18 protein-coding genes are annotated in these 17804 nt (G+C 63.1%); 11 read left to right on the plus strand and 7 right to left on the minus strand.

The features are described from left to right. Nucleotides 1–216: 216 nt before the first annotated feature. The 4 genes from OIT41_RS19500 to OIT41_RS19515 all read left to right on the plus strand — a co-directional run bounded on the left by OIT41_RS19500 (nt 217) and on the right by OIT41_RS19515 (nt 4760). Nucleotides 217–1605: an EAL domain-containing protein gene (locus OIT41_RS19500; RefSeq protein ID WP_264637114.1), complete on the plus strand. Its 1389-nt coding sequence runs from the start codon at nt 217–219 to the stop codon at nt 1603–1605. A 71-nt stretch (nt 1606–1676) separates the two neighbouring features. After that, the gene (locus tag OIT41_RS19505) at nt 1677–2030 is read left to right on the plus strand and encodes a metal-sensitive transcriptional regulator (protein ID WP_264637115.1); all 354 of its coding nucleotides are present in this window, start codon (nt 1677–1679) and stop codon (nt 2028–2030) included. A gap of 49 nt (nt 2031–2079) precedes the next feature. After that, nucleotides 2080–2319 carry a heavy-metal-associated domain-containing protein gene (locus tag OIT41_RS19510; protein WP_059388821.1) on the plus strand — a complete coding sequence of 80 codons (240 nt, stop codon included), beginning with the start codon at nt 2080–2082 and terminating at the stop codon, nt 2317–2319. Nucleotides 2320–2327: 8 nt separating this feature from the next. Then, nucleotides 2328–4760, plus strand: a complete 2433-nt coding sequence (locus OIT41_RS19515) for a heavy metal translocating P-type ATPase (protein ID WP_264637116.1) — start codon at nt 2328–2330, stop codon at nt 4758–4760. A 120-nt stretch (nt 4761–4880) separates the two neighbouring features. Here OIT41_RS19515 and OIT41_RS19520 read toward each other — a convergent pair whose 3' ends face one another. Both OIT41_RS19520 and OIT41_RS19525 read right to left on the minus strand, forming a co-directional pair. Then, the gene (locus tag OIT41_RS19520) at nt 4881–5153 is read right to left on the minus strand and encodes a DUF2277 domain-containing protein (protein WP_059388822.1); all 273 of its coding nucleotides are present in this window, start codon (nt 5151–5153) and stop codon (nt 4881–4883) included. Between the two features lie 40 nt (nt 5154–5193). After that, nucleotides 5194–6225: an EamA family transporter gene (locus OIT41_RS19525; RefSeq protein WP_078107113.1), complete on the minus strand. Its 1032-nt coding sequence runs from the start codon at nt 6223–6225 to the stop codon at nt 5194–5196. Between the two features lie 70 nt (nt 6226–6295). On the opposite strand from OIT41_RS19525, the gene OIT41_RS19530 reads away from it, so the two are divergent. Then, on the plus strand, nt 6296–6844 hold the full coding sequence (locus OIT41_RS19530) for a CGNR zinc finger domain-containing protein (RefSeq protein WP_078107112.1): 549 nt from the start codon (nt 6296–6298) through the stop codon (nt 6842–6844). Nucleotides 6845–6859: 15 nt separating this feature from the next. Here the strand turns inward: OIT41_RS19530 and OIT41_RS19535 are convergent, their stop codons facing one another. From OIT41_RS19535 to OIT41_RS19545, 3 genes are all read right to left on the minus strand, one after another. Continuing rightward, entirely contained in the window at nt 6860–7210 is a 351-nt protein-coding gene (locus OIT41_RS19535; protein WP_078107111.1) for a hypothetical protein, read from the minus strand. Between the two features lie 67 nt (nt 7211–7277). Then, nucleotides 7278–7832, minus strand: coding sequence for a hypothetical protein (locus OIT41_RS19540; RefSeq protein WP_413542295.1), 555 nt, complete (start codon nt 7830–7832; stop codon nt 7278–7280). A 9-nt stretch (nt 7833–7841) separates the two neighbouring features. Beyond that, nucleotides 7842–9185, minus strand: a complete 1344-nt coding sequence (locus OIT41_RS19545; RefSeq protein WP_264637117.1) for an MATE family efflux transporter — start codon at nt 9183–9185, stop codon at nt 7842–7844. 92 nt (nt 9186–9277) lie between these two features. Here OIT41_RS19545 and OIT41_RS19550 point away from each other — a divergent pair, with 92 nt between their 5' ends. The 4 genes from OIT41_RS19550 to OIT41_RS19565 all read left to right on the plus strand — a co-directional run bounded on the left by OIT41_RS19550 (nt 9278) and on the right by OIT41_RS19565 (nt 14085). Beyond that, nucleotides 9278–10246 carry an acyl-CoA thioesterase gene (locus OIT41_RS19550; RefSeq protein ID WP_264637118.1) on the plus strand — a complete coding sequence of 323 codons (969 nt, stop codon included), beginning with the start codon at nt 9278–9280 and terminating at the stop codon, nt 10244–10246. 775 nt (nt 10247–11021) lie between these two features. Further along, complete coding sequence (locus OIT41_RS19555; protein WP_264637119.1) at nt 11022–11312, plus strand: lactococcin 972 family bacteriocin; 291 nt, start codon at nt 11022–11024, stop codon at nt 11310–11312. Nucleotides 11313–11548: 236 nt separating this feature from the next. After that, nucleotides 11549–13408: a hypothetical protein gene (locus OIT41_RS19560; protein WP_264637120.1), complete on the plus strand. Its 1860-nt coding sequence runs from the start codon at nt 11549–11551 to the stop codon at nt 13406–13408. 29 nt (nt 13409–13437) lie between these two features. Beyond that, nucleotides 13438–14085, plus strand: coding sequence for an ABC transporter ATP-binding protein (locus OIT41_RS19565; protein ID WP_241707604.1), 648 nt, complete (start codon nt 13438–13440; stop codon nt 14083–14085). Here OIT41_RS19565 and dnaB read toward each other — a convergent pair. Next, nucleotides 14082–15461 (minus strand): replicative DNA helicase, encoded by a 1380-nt coding sequence (gene dnaB / locus OIT41_RS19570; RefSeq protein WP_184739940.1) that lies wholly within the window; start codon nt 15459–15461, stop codon nt 14082–14084. The genes OIT41_RS19565 and dnaB overlap by 4 nt on opposite strands. Before the next feature lie 628 nt (nt 15462–16089). Here dnaB and OIT41_RS19575 point away from each other — a divergent pair. Beyond that, nucleotides 16090–16569, plus strand: a complete 480-nt coding sequence (locus OIT41_RS19575; RefSeq protein WP_241707605.1) for a hypothetical protein — start codon at nt 16090–16092, stop codon at nt 16567–16569. A 3-nt stretch (nt 16570–16572) separates the two neighbouring features. Further along, nucleotides 16573–17148, plus strand: a complete 576-nt coding sequence (locus OIT41_RS19580; RefSeq protein ID WP_264637121.1) for a hypothetical protein — start codon at nt 16573–16575, stop codon at nt 17146–17148. A 29-nt stretch (nt 17149–17177) separates the two neighbouring features. Here the strand turns inward: OIT41_RS19580 and OIT41_RS19585 are convergent, their stop codons facing one another. Continuing rightward, the gene (locus OIT41_RS19585) at nt 17178–17804 is read right to left on the minus strand and encodes an FMN reductase (RefSeq protein ID WP_264637122.1); all 627 of its coding nucleotides are present in this window, start codon (nt 17802–17804) and stop codon (nt 17178–17180) included.

A 17804-nucleotide genomic window follows, 5' to 3' on the forward strand; every position in this document is an offset into this window, starting at 1 on the left:
GTAGCGGAGTGCTGTTGGGGCACGTAAGCTAATTGTCAGCAGGAACCCAAAGAACCTGCTCCAAAGTCCGCTCCGGAGTGCGTATCCCCCAATAACGCACTCCGGAGCTCTTTGTTTAAGCCGGGTTCCGGGGAGCCGTCGTCGGGGGTTGTGCGCCTCTGGATCGACCCGCTGCCGATTACGGCGAATTCCACGGCATGGTGGCACTATTGGGTGATGCCCTTCATGCGCGTTCCCAGGCTCAAGAGGGCGTCTTCCCGCAAGGGACGCCAAGCAACCGCGCCGGCATCCGCCTCAACTGGATGGTGGCTTCTGGTTGTCGTATTCATCGAAGCTGCGGTCGCCTTGTCTATCCGCCTGCCGTTGGCTTTCGGGCTTCCACCGTGGCTCAGCCTGGACGGATCAACCGGATTCCCAGCCCTTCTAGCGCTGTTGATTGTGCCGCTGGTGGTGTTGGCGGCGTGGCGTCTCATGCGGCAGCAGCAGCGGGAGCGCAGCCAAGCGTTCCAAACATCGCGTTTGATGGACACGGTGCTGCATACGAGCCAGGACTGGCTGTGGGCCACCGGGCCCGATGGGCGATTTACATTCTGCAGCCCGGCGTGCAAGGACATCACGGGATACGAGCCTTCCGAACTGCTGGGAAGGAACATCACACGCATCATCGACCCCGGGGATCTGGCGGATGCGCGGCTGGACTGGAAAGCCAGGGAAAGCGGTGACTCCTCATGGTCTCGGGTAGTCACCGTGTGTCGGCACCGGGACGGCAGCCGCGTCTTGGTTGACGTTGCCGGAAGGCCAATGCGCGACAGGGAGGGCCGGGATCGCGGTTTCGAGGGCACCTGCCGTGTCTTGAATCCAGAGACAGCACGCATGCGTGCAGAAGTCACCGCCCGCATCCAGGAATTGCTCACTGACGGTTCAGTCATCACAGCATTCCAGCCGATCCTGTGCCTGGAAATGCGCAAAGTCGTTGGAGTCGAATCCCTGACAAGGTTCAGTGGATACCAGGAGTTGTCCCCGGAGGTGCGGTTCATTGAAGCTGCTTCGGTCGGCCTGGACGTCGAGCTCGAAATCCTCGCACTCCGGACCGCACTCACTACCGGTGCGTCGCTCCCGCCAGGGCTGTACGTCGCGGCAAATCTCTCGCCGCGCGCATGCCTTGACCCACGTTTGGCAGCTGCGATTGTGGAGTCGGCCATCCCCCCGCGGCGCATCGTGCTGGAGGTCACGGAACGCCATGAGGTCGGCAACTACGGACCGCTCGCGGACGCACTTGCACCGTTGCGGCGCGCGGGCCTGAGAATCGCCGTCGACGACGCCGGTGCCGGCTTCGCTTCGATGCGCCACATCCTGCAGCTCAAACCAGACCTCATTAAGCTCGATCGCGAGATCATCGCCGGCATCGACACCGATCCGGCACAGCGGGCCCTGGGCGCTGCGATGGTCGGGTTTTCCTCCGAAATCGGAGCCGCCTTGGTGGCGGAAGGAATCGAAACCGAGGCAGAGCTGGCCGCGGTAACCGAACTCGGAATGACCGCAGCCCAGGGCTATCTGATCGGTCGCCCCTCGCTGAGCCCGGAGGACTGGGCGAGCTGGGGGTAGCGGCGACCGGTTCCCGCCTATACCCCCAGGGGGTACTTGATTTATACCCCTAGGGGGTATAAATTTGCACCATGAGCACGATCGATGTGAATCCGGTGGACCTGAACAACCCGGTTGACTTGAACAATGGCCAGCACGGCTACTCTCCCAACAAGGACGCATACTTGCGACGCCTTAAGCGGATCGAGGGCCAGGTGCGCGGCATTGCGCGCATGGTGGAAGAGGACAAATACTGCATCGACATCCTCACCCAAGTCTCTGCAGTCACTAAGGCATTGCATGCCGTGAGCCTTGGGCTCGTGGAGGAACACATCGGGCATTGCGTTGTCGGAGCTGCCTCCGAGTCGGATCCCGTCGTGCGCGCCGAGCAAATCGACATCAAGGTCAAGGAAGCAGCCGATGCCATCGGGCGCCTGCTGCGTTAACCCCTCAAGCACTCACCACACAATTCACATCACGACCAAGGAGCACTCCATGGGCCACACCGCCACCATCCAGACGAACGTCAGCGTTTCCGGCATGACCTGCGGGCACTGCGTTTCAGCCGTCAGCGAGGAAATCGAGTCCTTGGCGGGTGTGGAGAATGTCGAGATCGACCTGAATGCCGGCGGAATCTCCACGGTCACCATCACCTCCACCCAGGAACTATCGCCGTCGGAAATCGGCGAAGCTGTCGCGGAAGCCGGCTACTTGGTAGTCGCCAACGAGGCCTAGGGGCCAATGTGAGCAATCACGATATCCTCCACCAAACGGGGACGCGAATCATCGAGCTCGACATCGAGGGGATGACATGCGCATCCTGCGTGGCCCGCGTGGAGCGGAAGCTGGGCAAGCTCGACGGCGTGGAAGCTTCAGTCAATCTCCCCCTCGAATCAGCCCACGTCACCGTCCCGGACAACGTCACGGACCAACAAATCGTGGACACCGTCAACGCAACGGGCTACAAAGCCAGAATCCGCGAATCGAGGCCCAGCCCGTCCAGCACCGAAGGCAGCGCCGGTGACAACGGTGCAACGGAACATGACCACAGCGACGGTGCCGGTGGTATGCGCCAGCATGCGTCTAAGCGAGGCACGAGCGAGCATGCAGAGCATGGCGCCGGTGCCGCCGCGGCCGGCGACCACAATGCGGGCACCCACGAAGACCACATGCACCACGGACCCGCAGCGTCGAAATTGCGTCCGAGACTGATCGCTGCGGCCATATTGACGGTCCCGGTCTTCGCCATCTCGATGATTCCAGCTTTGCAGTTCCCGCACTGGGGTTGGGTCGCCGCGTTGCTGGCCCTTCCCGTGGTGACGTGGGCGGCGTGGCCCTTCCACCGCGCCGCCGCCATCAACGCACGCCATTTCGCCTCGACCATGGACACGCTCGTCTCCATTGGTGTCCTTGCCGCGTACCTCTACTCTGCGTGGCAGCTCTTCGCGAACCCCATGATGACTGAACACCCCGGCATGGAGTCCACGGGGGGCATGGGCGGCGGACTGTACTTCGAAGTTGCGGCCGTGGTCACCGCGTTCCTGCTCCTGGGCCGCTTTCTGGAGGCCAATGCCAAAGCGAAGGCCGGCGATGCCCTCAAGGCGCTGCTGAACCTGGGAGCCAAGGACGCAACGGTGGTGCGCGACGGCGTCGAGCACCAGATCCCGGCCGAGGAACTCGTAGCAGGGGACATCTTCGTGGTCCGCCCCGGAGAGAAGATCGCCACGGACGGCTTGGTGACGAGTGGTTCGTCGGCCGTGGATGCCTCATTGGTCACCGGTGAATCGGTGCCCGTGGAGGTCGGCCCGGGAAGCCAGGTCACGGGCGCCACCATCAATGCTTCGGGCCGTCTGCTGGTCCGGGCAACCCGCGTCGGTTCCGACACGACGCTCGCCCAGATGGGGCGGTTGGTCAGCCAGGCGCAGACGGGCAAGGCCCCGATCGCACGGCTCGCCGATCGCATCAGCGCCGTCTTCGTGCCGGTCGTATTGGTCATCGCCGTGGTTACTTTCGCAGTCTGGCTCGTCCTGAGCAGGGACCTCAATGCCTCGTTCACCGCTGCTGTGGCAGTGCTCGTGATTGCGTGCCCGTGCGCGCTTGGGCTCGCGACGCCGGTTGGGCTCCTGACCGGGACCGGCCGGGGCGCTCAGCTCGGCATCCTGATCAAGGGGCCCCAGGTGCTTGAAGATACGCGCACGGTGGATGCCATCCTGTTGGACAAGACCGGTACCGTCACGAGCGGCAAGCTGGCCGTTGGACACACCTTGGCCTTGAACGGCCACTCCCCCGCCGATGTCCTGTCTCTTGCCGGCGCCGTCGAGGCAGCGTCGGAGCACCCCATCGCCCACGCCATTGCTGCTGCCGCCAAGTCCGCAATGCCCGACGCCGGTCCGCTCCCCGCTGTGAAGGACTTCAGTTCCGCCCCGGGCGGCGGAGTCCGGGGAATGGTCGCGCTGAACGGAGCCGGAAAGGGCGCCGAACGAACGGTCGTGGCAGGCAGGACCGGCTGGCTGGAACTCAACGGAATTTTCCCTGACGACGCACAGCGCCAGGCACTGGCAACTGAGGAAGCCGGTGGCGCTACCGCCATCTGGGTGGCTGTGGACGGAAAGCCCGCTGGGGTCGTGACCCTCAGGGACACCGTCAAACCCGGTTCGGCAGCGGCCATAGCGAAGCTCAAGGAACTCGGGATCCGACCCCTGCTGCTGACCGGAGACAACGCCGCCGTCGCCGCCCAAGTGGCCACCGCCGTCGGGATCGCCCCGGAAGACGTGTTCGCGGGGGTCCTGCCGGAGGGCAAAGTGGACGCGGTCCGGAAGCTTCAGTCCCAGGGGTCCACTGTGGCGATGGCGGGGGACGGGGTCAACGACGCCGCAGCCCTGGCACAGGCCGACCTGGGCATCGCGATGGGGTCGGGCACGGACGTCGCCATCGAGGCCTCGGATCTGACCGTGATGGGCAGTGACCTCGGGCAGCTGGTGCAAGCCATCGAGCTGTCCCGGAAGACGCTCACCACCATCAAGACGAACCTGTTCTGGGCGTTCTTCTACAACGCCATAGGCATCCCTGTTGCTGCCCTTGGCTTGCTCAACCCGATGATCGCCGGTGCGGCCATGGCTGCGAGCTCGGTCCTGGTGGTCGCTAATTCGCTCCGGTTGCGCTCGTTCGCAAAGTAGCCCCTGCCCACCCAACTCACGGCCCACCCAACTAACTCGCAGTTGTTGTCGTTATGCAGCGTCAAAACGGCAACAACTGCCAGTCAGTTGGGGGAAGCTGGCCCAGCCAGTTGGGGGAAGTCAGGCCGTTCCGAAACGAACAGCCGCGCGGGCCCGGGCTTTGGCCGCCTCCTCGTCGCGGTTGCGAGCGGGCGCGTGGGTCACGAGGGAATCGAGCAGATGCTGGGTGATATGCGCGATCTCATGGACGGCCTCGGCGAAGGCCTCCTCGTTGGCCTTCGACGGCTTCGTCGTGCCACTGATCTTGCGCACGTATTGCAGTGCTGCAGCTTCCACCTCCGCTGAGGTGGCTCGTGGCTCGAAATTGTGGAGGGTGTGGATATTCCGGCACATATCAACATGCTAGGCCCTGGCCCTCCCTCAAGGCTCGGTTTTAGAGGACCCGCTCGGATGGAACCGGCTCGACGTCGTTTGCGTGGTCAAGCTCCAGGGCCGCGTGGAATGTACCGGACTCCACGGCATCGCGCTTGTCCGCACGTAGCTCGTCGATTCGAACCAACACCACTCCGCACACGATGAGCGCCCCGCCCACGAGCTGGATGGCTCCCGGCAATTCGGCCAGCAAAAGCCAGGCCCACACCACGGCGAACAGCACTTCGGTGAGCGAGACAAAGGATGCCACTTTGGAACCGAGGCTTCGTGCTGCCATGATCCCCGTGACGTAGGACAGCACGGTGGACAGGATGACAAGGCCGGCGATCGAGACCCACCATGGCGTGGTCCACGGCCCGAGCTGCGTGTCCGCGGTAGCGAAATTCATGGACACCAGACCGGTTGCGCCGGCAATCCAAATGAGGATTGAACCGGCCATGAGACCGCCGGAAGCCAGGACAATGGGCGGCAATGTGTCGTTCTGCTTGGCCGTGATGAAGAAATAGATGACCAGGCAGACGGCCGCGGCCATGCCCCACAAGACGCCGACGAAGTCCACCTTCACGGAACCGGTGAGATCAAGCACCAGGACGAGACCGCCGAGGGACAGCAGCGTTCCAATGGCCGTGAGGGCCCGGGGTCGGCGTCGGCTCGCGGCCCACAGCCACAGGACGATCATGGTTGGCGCGAGGTATTCGAGCAGGAGGGCGACGCCCACGGACAGCCTGGACACCGCGTTGAAGTAGAAAAGCTGGCACCCCGCAACACCGATGACGCCGAACAACAGGATGGTGAGCCAGTTGTCCTTGAGTTGGTGCCAACGGCCCCGGAGGGCGACGACGGCCGGGATCACCAAGATGAGCGAAGCGCCGCTCAATCGGATGGCAACTGCCGCACCGGGGGTCCACCCCGTTTCCAGGAGGGACTTGGCGAACGAGCCTGACAAGCCGAAGACCGCTGAAGAAAAGAGCGCGAGCCCCAGGCCCGACGCCATGAAGCCCGCAGCACCAGCCCGGTTTGTTGCAGCTGACACAGCAGCCTCCTGTCAGGAGTAAAATGGGTTACGCTACTGACACTACCTCCGAGAGATGTAAGGAGTCAAAGTGCTTTTTGCACCTGACACTGAAGTGGCGCTTCGAAGTGTGGTCAATTTGATCAACACGGCTGCCAACGGCACCGAATCCCTCCCGGGTGTCGCCGAGCTCCACGCCTTCCTCGACGCGGAAGAATTCACTGGCGCCAGGGAAGGAAACGAGGCCGAATTAGCCAGCGTGAAGCGACTCCGGAGCCAGCTGGCTTCCTTGTGGACGGCCGATGAAGACGCGGCCGTGGAGACCGTCAACCAGCTCCTCATCGATGCGCGGGCCCTCCCCCAATTGGTCAAGCACGATCATTGGGATTGGCATTTGCACGCCACTACCCCCGAGGCGCCCCTCGCGGAGCGCATGGGCACCGAAGCCGCCATGGCGCTCGTGGACGTCATCCGCAGCAAGGAAATGGACCGCCTGCGGGTGTGCGCGGCAGACGATTGCGACGCCGTCGTGTTGGACTTGAGCCGCAACCGATCCAAGCTCTATTGCGATACCGGCAACTGCGCCAACCGGACGCACGTGGCCGCCTACCGGGCCCGAAAGGCATCGGGGACGGAGTGAGGGGAGTAAGACGGCCTAGTTGGCGTCGGGGGTTTCCGTTTCGCTGCCCGCATGGGGGGCCGCGGATCCGTGACTCTGGCCCGGCTTCCTGGAACTTAGGTTGACGCCCGAGCCCTTGCCGAGGTGCTCGGCGTTTTCCTTGTAGCTCATGGAAAGCATGGCGGCGAGGACGAGGCTCACAATGAAGGCGATGCCGCCACCGGTAAAGGCGAGGTCAAAGCGCGGAGTGCGGGCACTGCCGCCGGAGGCGAAGATCAGCACGGCGAAAAAGACCAAGACACCCCAGAACGCGGAGAACATCAGCGGTCCCTTAACCGAGGTCCGCATCTTGCGCGGCTCTCCTGGTTTCTGGTCAGCCAAGGTCATTCCTCCAATGTGGGTGCTGGCGCCATACGCGCCTTGAGAGTTCTACGCAGGGTAGAACGTACGACTACTAGTTTACGGCCTCGGCGGAGGGGGTTTGCCCATCGTGCCGCAGGCTCAACCCGGACAGCACCCACAAGACTCCCGAGATGATGGCGCCGCCGCCGGCGACGCCGAGAAGCGCGTGGGCTCCCAAGCTGATGAAGAACGGCAAGGCCACGGCAGTGCCGATGCCCACCACGCCTGAAATGATCCAGTCGCGGGCGAGCACGTGGCGTCCGCGCCGCCGGAATCCCTTGACTAGTTCGAACCCCCCGAGCACCAGCAATCCCACGAGCGCTGAAACGCCAACGCCCGTATCGGACTGCGTCATCAAGGCACCTACACCTGCCAGGCCAACGACGACGGCCGCGGCTGCCGGAATGCTCGCGGCCAGGAATGCCGCGCCCCCGGTTGCGAGCAGATAGAGCCCGGTAGCCCAAGCCAGAACGTGCACGGACGGCGAGCCCCAGAAGACAGTCACGGCTCCAAACACCAGCGCAACACCGGCGCGGAGAAGTACGGGCTTCCAGAGTCCGGTTGCCATGGGCGTGGATGAAGTCGCTGAAGAGGTGGGGAGAGTCACCAGTCCAGTTTAGTGCGAACCGAGGACCATCCATTTGTCAGACCGGGACCGCAGCCCCAAGGTGACCCCGCGGGCCGCCATGTAGCCCAGCGCGAACGCCCCCCAGAGCCACACGAGCCCCGCCGCGCCGTCGGGCCTTGTCGCGTGGACTGCCGCCAAAAGCGGCAGATAGACCGCGAGGTTCACGACGCCGGCAATCGCCAAGTAGCGGGCATCGCCCGCACCGATCAGGACGCCGTCCAGAACGAAGACGTAACCAGCGAGGGGCTGCCCGACGGCGAGCACCCACAGCGCCGCGGTGAGCGCGGACTGGACGCCGGCGTCGGAGGTGAAGAGGAATCCCGCCCACGGCGCAGCCACCGCGAGGAGCACACCGGTCACGACGCCGAAGCCCGCACCCCAGCGGATCATGGTGTGGGTGAGTTCGCGCGCCCTCCCCGGGCGGGAGGCGCCGAGTTCCTTGCCGATAAGGGCCTGCGCAGCAATAGCCAAGGCATCCAGGGCGAAGGCAAGGAAGGAGAAGATTGTCATGGCGAGCTGGTGCGCGGCGAGGTTGACGGACCCTTGGGAGGTGACCACCAGGACCGTGGCCAAGATAGCCAGGCGCAGGCTGAGTGTGCGGAGCATGAGCCATGAACCCACGGTGGTCATCGTGCGGATTCCGCGCCAATCAGGGCGCAGCGAAACGCCATGACGCCGGGCATTCCGTCCCACCATCACCAAATAGACAGCAGCCATGGCCCATTGCGCGATGCTGGTTCCGATGGCCGACCCGGCCACTGACAAGTGCAGCCCGTAGACGAGGATCCAGTTCAGGCCAATATTCGCGGCGAATCCCACTGTCGCGACGACCAAGGGGGTGCGGGTGTCCTGCAGTCCGCGGAGCACTCCGGTGCCGGCGAAGATCAGGAGCATGGCGACGAGTCCCGGCATGGACCAGCGCAAATAGTCCACCGCATATGTCCGCACCTCACCACTGGCGCCAAGCAGCCCCACCAGCGGCTCAGCCGCGAGGAAGCCCGCCACCGCCAGAACTGCACCCAGCAGCAAGGCCAGCCAAGCGCCGTCGCGGCCTGCGGCCAGTGCTTTGGCGAGTTTTCCGTCCCCGATGGCCCGCGCCACCGCTGGAGTCGTTGAATATGCCAGAAAGACCATAAGTCCGACCGCCGTGTACAGCAGGGTGGAGGCCAGTCCGACGCCGGCGAGTTGAGGCACGCCAAGGTGACCCACAATGGCGGAGTCGGCCAAGAGGAAGAGGGGTTCGGCGATGAGCGCCCCGAAGGCGGGGACAGCAAGGCGCAGGATCTCCCGGGCCGTGGAGGGCGGGGTGGGACGGGTCACTGTTTGGGGCACTTTCCCAGACTAGCGGGGGGCGCCGACACTGCCGACCCGGGTCCCACCGTCATACAACGCGCCGGGATCCGCGCCGTCGATACACTCTCGTCATGAGCGAGCTTCCCTCCCACTCCGTCACGCTGCGGTTCCTTGCTTCTCCCACCGACGTCGGACACAGCGGGTCCGTCGACGCTGGCACAGTCCTTGAGTGGGTGGACAAGGCCGCCTACGCGGCAGCTGTTGGCTGGGCGAAGTCCTATTGCGTCACCGCATACGTGGGCAACATCCATTTCGCCGACCCGGTCAACAGCGGAGACATGGTCGAGGTCGAAGCGACCATCGTCTATACGGGCCGCTCTTCCATGCATATCCGGACCACCGTGTCCTCGGGCGACCCCAAGGGCGGCCCAGCCACGATGCGCAGCCAGTGCCTGGTGATCTTCGTTGCGGTTGGTCCCGACGGCCGCCCGGTTCCAGTCCCCCAGTTCGAGCCCTCGACGCCGGAGGAAGTCGAGCAGCGCGACAACGCCCTCGCGCGGATCGCCGTCCGGGAGAAAATCGTCGAAGCCATGAACGCGCAGGAATATACGGACGCCGGCACTGCCGAGCGCGTTGTTCTCCGCTTCATGGCGGCCCCCACCGATGTGAACTGGGGCGGAAAGGTCCACGGCGGCATTGTCATGAAGTGGATCGACGAGGCCGCTTACGTCTGCGCTTCACGGTATTGCGGCAAGGACACCGTGGCGGTGTTCTCCGGGGGCGTGCGCTTCTACCGGCCGCTCTTGATCGGCGACGTGGTGGAAGTAGAAGCCCGTCTCGTCTACACAGGCTACAAAGGCATGCATATCGCTGTGCACGTGCGCTCCGGAAACCCGAAGAGCCGTGAGATGAACCTGACCACGTACTGCCTCACGGTCATGGTGGCCAGGGATGAAACCGGCACGTCCGTACCGATCCCACCCTGGGTGCCGGAAACCGACGAGGACAGGCGCCTTCACGCCCACGCCCGCGAACTCCTGGAGATCCGAGGACGGGCTCCCGGAAACCTGATGCCCGATCATTTGCTCAACGGCGGGTAGGCGTTCCGCGAGGGTCTGGCGCCGCGACGTCCTAGGCCGCGCGGCTTCGCGCACGCCATGGGCCAGCTCGTCGCTGCGGGCAAACACTGCGCTAGGCAGGTCGGCACCCTCCAGCAATGCCGTCGCGGCACCCCCGGCGGCAAGCCGTGGGTCGTCGTCAGCGATCACGATCCGGAGACTCAACCCGGGCCTGCCGAATGGCCGCCAAGTATGGAGGACAGCGGTCCTCGTGCCCCTTGTAGCCCCGACCGGTGACGTGGGCGATCCGCGGTGCGAGCAGGAGGCCCCTGGGCGGGAACCCGTCAGACCTTGGGCTTGGGCGAGGCGTCGAAGTGATCCCATCTCGACATTGATCGGTTGGAATGAGGGTCACAAACGTGCTGGAAGATATGCGCTGATGACCAGCTGCCGCTCCTTGTTGCACTGTCCGATTGTGGCTGTCCAGTAGAGGAGGTACTTCCCGTGTCGCAGGATGCATCCAGCATGGGCGTCGAGCTTATTGGACCTTCGGCGCCTACCCTGCTCGATGCTGAGACGCCTGAGTGTGAAGGCAGGAACGTGCTCCGCATTCTTTACGCCTTTACTTCGCAGTAATTGATTGCTTTCGGCAATAGTAATCTTGCTGTTTAAAACTTAGTAATTGTTGTTACCGAGTCGTTACTGATCTTGGGTTGAATGCTGGGAGTATCCTGATAGCTTTCTTTGTGGGGGATATATCTGAACGTTGACATTCCCCCCATTTCGCATTCGCATTAATAAATTCGGGGGAATTTGTATGAATCTGAAGAAGACGTTGGCAGGTATCGCGCTCACGGGTGCGCTGTGTTCTGTGGCAGGAGCTGCGGTCGCTGGCACCCAGTATCCCGCCGAAGGCGGCACGTGGAACTACGGCTACAACATCGGTATCTATTCCGATTACATGCACGGAAGTCGGTGCCATGGCTCATCGGTTCGGAACGACTGGGGCTACAACAGCAGTATTAATACCGCTGGCGGTTACTGGGCGAACGCTTGGCACTCCGGAAACATCTGGACACACAACTCCTGGTACTACCGGGTCTGCTAACCGGAAGGTATTCCTGCCTGGCTAATGGCCGCCCGGCGGACCTTCCACGTTCCGCCGGTCGGATTCCCCACCATTTTGAGGACGCGTCCTAAATGTTAAAGTTACTTGTACGAATTACCTCATTGGGCATAGCCGTGTTCTTGTCGGTGTTGGCAGGAATCTATATATCGACAGCCGAGGAAGCATTCCCCCGAGGTTCCGAATTTACGGCGAGCCTTGATTTCTCCCAAGTGCAAATGCCCAAAGCCCACGTCATTTCCGAGTTGGATTCACTGGCGGACGCAACAGGTCTTCACCTGGCCAAAGTCGTTGCAGATCCTGAGGACTTCTTCAATTCACGATCGCTGTACGCCTTCGGCAAGGAAGCGCCGCTGACCGCGCAGGAGCTTGAATGGTTCAAACCCGGCATGCATGGTCAGCTACGGTCCGCGCATGAACTCGGTACCGCCTCCCTGAGCGGCCCCTACGTCTACTCGGGGTCCGAGAGCGCGACGCTGCATCTGACGCAATGGCTGGACACCCACCTTGTGAAGCGCAACATTTCCGCAAAGGACACCGTCGGTGTCCTCCAACAGGCACTGTTGGGCACGGGCGCTTGGCTGACCTTCCTGACGTGTCTGGTCCTCCTCATTACCCTGGTGATCGCGTGGTACGTCCTGCGTGCCAAGGCACGCACACTGAAGGTCTTATGCGGTACCCCCGCCAGCAAGATCGTCCTCGAGGACCTCCTCTCCCTGTTCCGGGTCGTGGCGATTCCCGCGGTCGTCGGCGTCCTTGTAGCCCTTGTCGTCCTTACTGCCCAAGGCAAGGCCTCCTATCTGACCTCCTTCACGCTCACTAGCGCCGCGTTCCTAAGCTGCGCCCTGGCCATGATGGTCCTGTGTGCGCTGCTGGTGAGTGCGTTGACGTGGCCGTCCGTGGACGGTATCGCTTCGCGCCAGCCTCCCGAGAGACATTTCCAGCGGATCAGCGAACTACTCAAGGCAGCGACCCTTGTCTTGGTGACTGTGACGCTGCCCGTCGTCGGAGCATCCATCGCCGAGGCGACGAACCTTTCAAACCAAGGCGCCCAGTGGGAGGTCTTGAAAGACCAGGTCTCACTGCGCGTAGGCGTCCGTTCGGATGCCGAGTTTCAGAGCCGGCAAGCAGAACTGCACAACCTTGCCGACGCCGCTTCCAGCACCGGCAAGCTGACCCTTTCCTACGCCATCAAGCCCGAATACCTTGTCAGACAGGACGAGACCGGGTCGGCCGACCTCGGCGGCTACGACGGAGTGGTCATCGCAAATCCCAACTACCTCAAGGCGATCTCGCCGCTCATCGCTTCTGATCCTTCCACGGGCGACCCGCTCGGGGCGCAAGGTACGAAGGTTTCCTTCGATGAACTCCCGGCAACCCTCAAGGACTATCTGACCAGACAGTTCCCACTGTGGAATCGAGCCGGCGACAACCTCAACGGGCTGGACCAGTCGCTCCAAAACTACCGATACACGGGGCAGCAAGAATTCCCTGCACTTGCGCCCGTTCTTGGCGAGATGACCCATTTCCGGAACCCTCTCGTCATCGTCGTGGCCGACCCCGCCAAGACTTTCAACAACAGCACCATCGGCGGCTTCCTTACCACGGCGAATCTCACCTTCAACGACGCAGGCTGGGTCCGTGACTACCTCGCCGGACATTCCCTGGGGAGCGTGGTTCTCTCGGTGGACCGCATTTCGGACGCCGCCCTCTACAACAGCCAGCTCCAAAACCAGTCCGCGGGCATGAAGACACTATCCTTCACCCTGGTCCTCCTCGCACTCACCATGAGCACTGCGGTTTCGGCCCTCGTCTACGCCCTCTCCAAAGCCCGGCGCATCTTCGTGCAACGCACTTCAGGCTGGACGTGGCTCAAATCCCTCACCCGCCGCCTGGCGTGGGAGGGCGCGCTGGCCCTGGTGCTGGCAGTCGCCATGTACTTCACCCTCGGCGCCGGCGCCCGTCCGGACGTTTGGTGGGCCTTGATCGCCGTCCCGCTCTATGTGCTCATCAGTCTCACCATGCATATCAGCTCGGCACGAGGAGTGTTCAGACGGCTCCTTTCCCGGGCAGCCTGACCGCCACCACGACCATTCGAAAGGTTCTCATGGACATCAAAGCAGACAATGTCACCGTCACCATCGAAGGAAAAAAGGTCTTGGACGGACAAAGCGCCCACGGCCTGCCTGGAAAGACTCTGGCGCTGATCGGGCCTAGCGGGTCCGGAAAGACCACCCTTCTCAACGTTCTCGGCCAACTCCTCCGCGTCGATGGTGGCCGCGTAACCGTCGGTGGGCAAGACGCCACCAAATGGGATGACCGGCGCAGGCGCCGCTTTTGGCAGCAACACGCTGCGTTCGTCTTCCAGGATTACGGGCTCATTGACGAAGAATCAGTCGAATACAACGTCGCCCTCTCACATCTTTCACTCCTCGGACTTCAGCGGCGCCAGAAAGCCGCCGTCGGGGAGGCGCTCGAACGAGTAGGGCTCACCGGCCGCGGCAAGGAGAAAGTATCAACCCTCAGCGGCGGCGAAAAGCAACGCGTCGGCCTGGCCCGGGCGATGTTCCGCTCCGCCGACATCATTTTCGCCGACGAGCCCACCGCGTCCCTCGACTTGGATAACCGGAACCTCGTCACAGGCTTCCTCCAGCAAGAGGCCGCCCGCGGCGCCGCTGTCGTTATTGCCACCCACGATGAGGCCCTCATGAACGCCTGCGACACAACACTTCGACTAGGACTCGAGCGGAGCTAGAACCCGCCGCCGGTCTCGCCGGCCATGTTGGCGAAGCGGGAGTAGTGGCCCTGGAACGCAACCACGATGTCCTTGGTGGGACCGTTACGGTGCTTGGCGATGAGGATGTCGGCCTCGCCGGCACGGGGAGACTCTTTGTCGTAGACGTCTTCGCGGTGTAGCAGGATGACCATGTCCGCGTCCTGCTCGATGGAGCCCGATTCACGCAGGTCCGAGACCATGGGCCGCTTGTCCTGGCGCTGTTCAGACCCACGGTTGAGCTGCGAGAGCGCGATGACCGGAACCTGGAGCTCCTTGGCCAACAGCTTGAGCGCACGCGAGAATTCGGAGACTTCCTGCTGACGGGATTCCACCTTCTTGCCGGAACTCATGAGCTGGAGGTAGTCAAGGATCACCAGTTTGAGGTCGTGCTGCTGCTTCAGGCGGCGGCACTTGGCCCTGATTTCCATGAGGGACATATTGGGGCTGTCATCGATGAACAGAGGGGCGTCGTTCATGCGTCCCATGGTGGTGGCGATCTTGGACCACTGCTCGTCCTTGATGGTGCCCTTGCGCAGGTCCTGGAGGCCAATGGTGGCTTCCGCGGACAGCAGGCGCATCGCGATTTCGTTGCGTCCCATTTCCAGGGAGAACATCACGGTGGCGAGGTTGTTCTTGATCGCGGCGGAACGGGCGAAGTCAAGCGCGAACGTGGACTTACCGACGGCGGGGCGCGCGGCGATGACAATCATCTGGCCCGGGTGCAGACCGTGCGTGAGCTCATCGAGTTCGTAGAACCCGGTGGGGACGCCCGTCATGCCTTCTCCGCGGTGGCCGGATGCCTCGATCTCGTCAACGGTGGATTCCATGACGTCCTTGAGCGCCACGTAGTCTTCCGCAGTACGGCGTTCAGCCACGGCGTAGATCTCGGCCTGGGCCTGGTTGACGAGGTCTTCCACCTCTCCGTCCTGGCCGTAGCCCATCTGGACGATCTTGGTGCCGGCGTTGACGAGCCTGCGCAGGACAGCGCGCTCAGCCACGATTTCTGCGTAGTAGCCGGCGTTGGCCGCCGTAGGCACGGTCTGGATGAGCTCGTGCAGGTAGGCGGGGCCGCCGATCCTGTTGATCTCGCCGCGTTTGGTCAGCTCATCGGACACTGTGACGGCGTCGGCGGGTTCGCCGCGGCCGTAGAGATCGATGATGGACTCGTAGATCGTTTCGTGGGCCGGACGGTAGAAGTCATGGCCGCGGACAATCTCCACGACGTCGGCAATGGCGTCCTTGGACAGCATCATGCCGCCGAGAACCGATTGTTCAGCGGGAATGTCCTGGGGAGGTTTGCGGCTGGCGTCCGATGTCCGGCCGCCCTCGATCGAATCCAAGTGCGTAACTGACAAAGCCGTCCTCCATTTGTACCGCGGCAGATAACTGTTTCCGGCGGTGCGGTAGGCCAATGCCCCGGTATGGGTTGCTCCGACCGCGCCGTTGATGCCGGCTGGTCCAAACTGTCCCTCAAGGCACCGACAATTTTGGTTTCCCCGAGATTTCCACAACTTATCCACAGACGGGTCCGCGGGCGCGCTGCTTACCGACAGCACCAACGCGCAGTCCATGAGAAACAGGGGTTTTCCAAGTACCTAAAGCAGGTACTCAGCCACGTTAGCCCTGCTTTTCCGGGGCACCAAGCCGGGCCTGTGGATAAAGTGTGGAATACGTACCCCTACTTGTGCACAGTCTGTGCATGACCCTGTGGAAAGAGAAATTCTTTTGGCCGCAAATAGCCTCTGAGCTGGGAAAACGTTCTTCGTTGCATGTGGAACAAAAGTATTTTCTTCAGCGGATCATCCACAGGCCTATATGCGCAAACCCCACCCGGCCCCGTACCCAACGGCCCGGAGGGCCATAAATATGCCAGAAAAGTGATACTCCCCACAATGCCTTCCGGAATTTGACAGACGGCTCTCAGAAGCTATGCCAAAGCAGGAATGTGCTGTGGATAACTGCGTTCTGACATAAGCTCTAGGTATGGGTTTCACTGTGGGGGATGTACTGCTGGTCGCAACGCCTGTTGTCATCCTTGTGGCTGTGATTTGGGCCCTGACGGCGGCATTCAAACCACGTAACTCCGGGTTGTCCGACGCTGAGCGCTATCAACGGGAGCTGGCTGTCCGCTCGGCAGCCCACCAGGCCGCCCAAGTGCAGGCTGCAACGGCGGCACGCGCCCGCATCGATGCATCCACCAGGCCGAGCCAGAACGCGCAGCAACAGTCCCAGCAGGACAGCCAGTCGCGGGCGGCACTAAGGGCGCAAGCCGGGGCCGGCCCGGGGGTCGGCCAGGCAGGCTACAACACCCCTATCCTGCCCAACGGGCAGTTGAACCCACAGTTCGCCCTGCAATTGCAGGGCATGGTCCGCAGCGGGCAGAAGATTCAGGCCATCAAGCTCCTGCGCCAGCAAACCCACTCGGACTTGTTGACCGCCAAGAACTATATAGATCGGCTTTAGCGCATGTCATCCCTACTTGTTCCGGTCTTGATCCTGGCGGCCGTCGTCGTCGGGGTGCTCCTGATCAGCCGCGTCCTCTCCCGCCGCTCCACGGAACTCCGCGGCACTGCCGCCACGGACAAAGCGAAAGTGGACCCTGTCGAACTGGCCCGCGAAGCCGCTGCGAAGCTCACGGAAGATCAACACCGGCAGTTGTACTCCCTGATCGCCCAAGGTCAGGCCATGGCGGCCATCAAGCTGTACCTCAGCGCCACCGGAGAAGGCCTGCGCGCCTCACGGGACGCCGTCGGCGCCCTTGCGGCGCACCCACAGCCTTTCCGCAAGCCCGAACCGGCCCCGCAGGACCTCATGCCTGACGACGACGAACCAGAGCACTTCCCGTACCGTTACCGGGCAATCGTCAGCAAGGGCGACGTGACACGCGAAGTGAGCAGCAACATGCTCAACGACGAGATCTACGGACGGATCCGCACCCTGGCCAAGAGCGGCGACGTCGAAGCGGCAGCCTTGGCCCTCACCAAGCATTCCGACATCAGCATGAAGCAGGCCCGGGAGTTCATCGAGCTGCTGGACGACTAGCGCCAGGAGCGTGCGCAGGCCAGGCTCGGCTAGGGTCCCGCGGTGATCCCCGCGAGCAGCTGCTCAAAAGGCAGGGATTCCATCGCGTCCGCCTTGCGGTGCGGCTGTTCGCCGCTCAGGAGCCGGGCCAGCTCGCCCGCCGCCCGGTCCACGCGGACCGACAGCGGCGACGCGCCGTCGTCGGTGTTTCCCCAGTCCTGGGGTCCTGCGAAAACCGAGGTCTGCGTGATCCGGGTGCGGAGGTAGGTGAAGAGCGGCCGCATGGCGTAGTCGAGCACCATCTGGTGCCGATCGGTGCCGCCCGTGGCGCCGAGAAGGACCGCTTTGCCGTCCAGGGACTTCGGGTCCAGAACGTCGATGAAGGACTTGAACAGACCGCTGTAAGACGCGCTGAAGACGGGCGTGACGGCGATGATGCCATCGGAATCCTCGACGCCGACGATCACCTCCGCGAGGCGCGGTGCGGCATAGCCGGTGACGAAGTTGTTGGCGATATCCACCGCCAGGTCCCGGAGTTCGATGACATCCACCCGCACCTCGTACCCGGCATCCCCTAGCTGGCGCTTGGCGGACGCGGCGAGCTGGTCTGCAAGAAGCCTGCTCGACGACGGTACGCCAAGTCCGGCGGAAAGGACGGTTATGCGGCGGGTCTCCAT

Source organism: Arthrobacter sp. YA7-1, assembly GCF_025960325.1.
In the GTDB taxonomy this organism is placed as follows: domain Bacteria; phylum Actinomycetota; class Actinomycetes; order Actinomycetales; family Micrococcaceae; genus Arthrobacter; species Arthrobacter bambusae_A.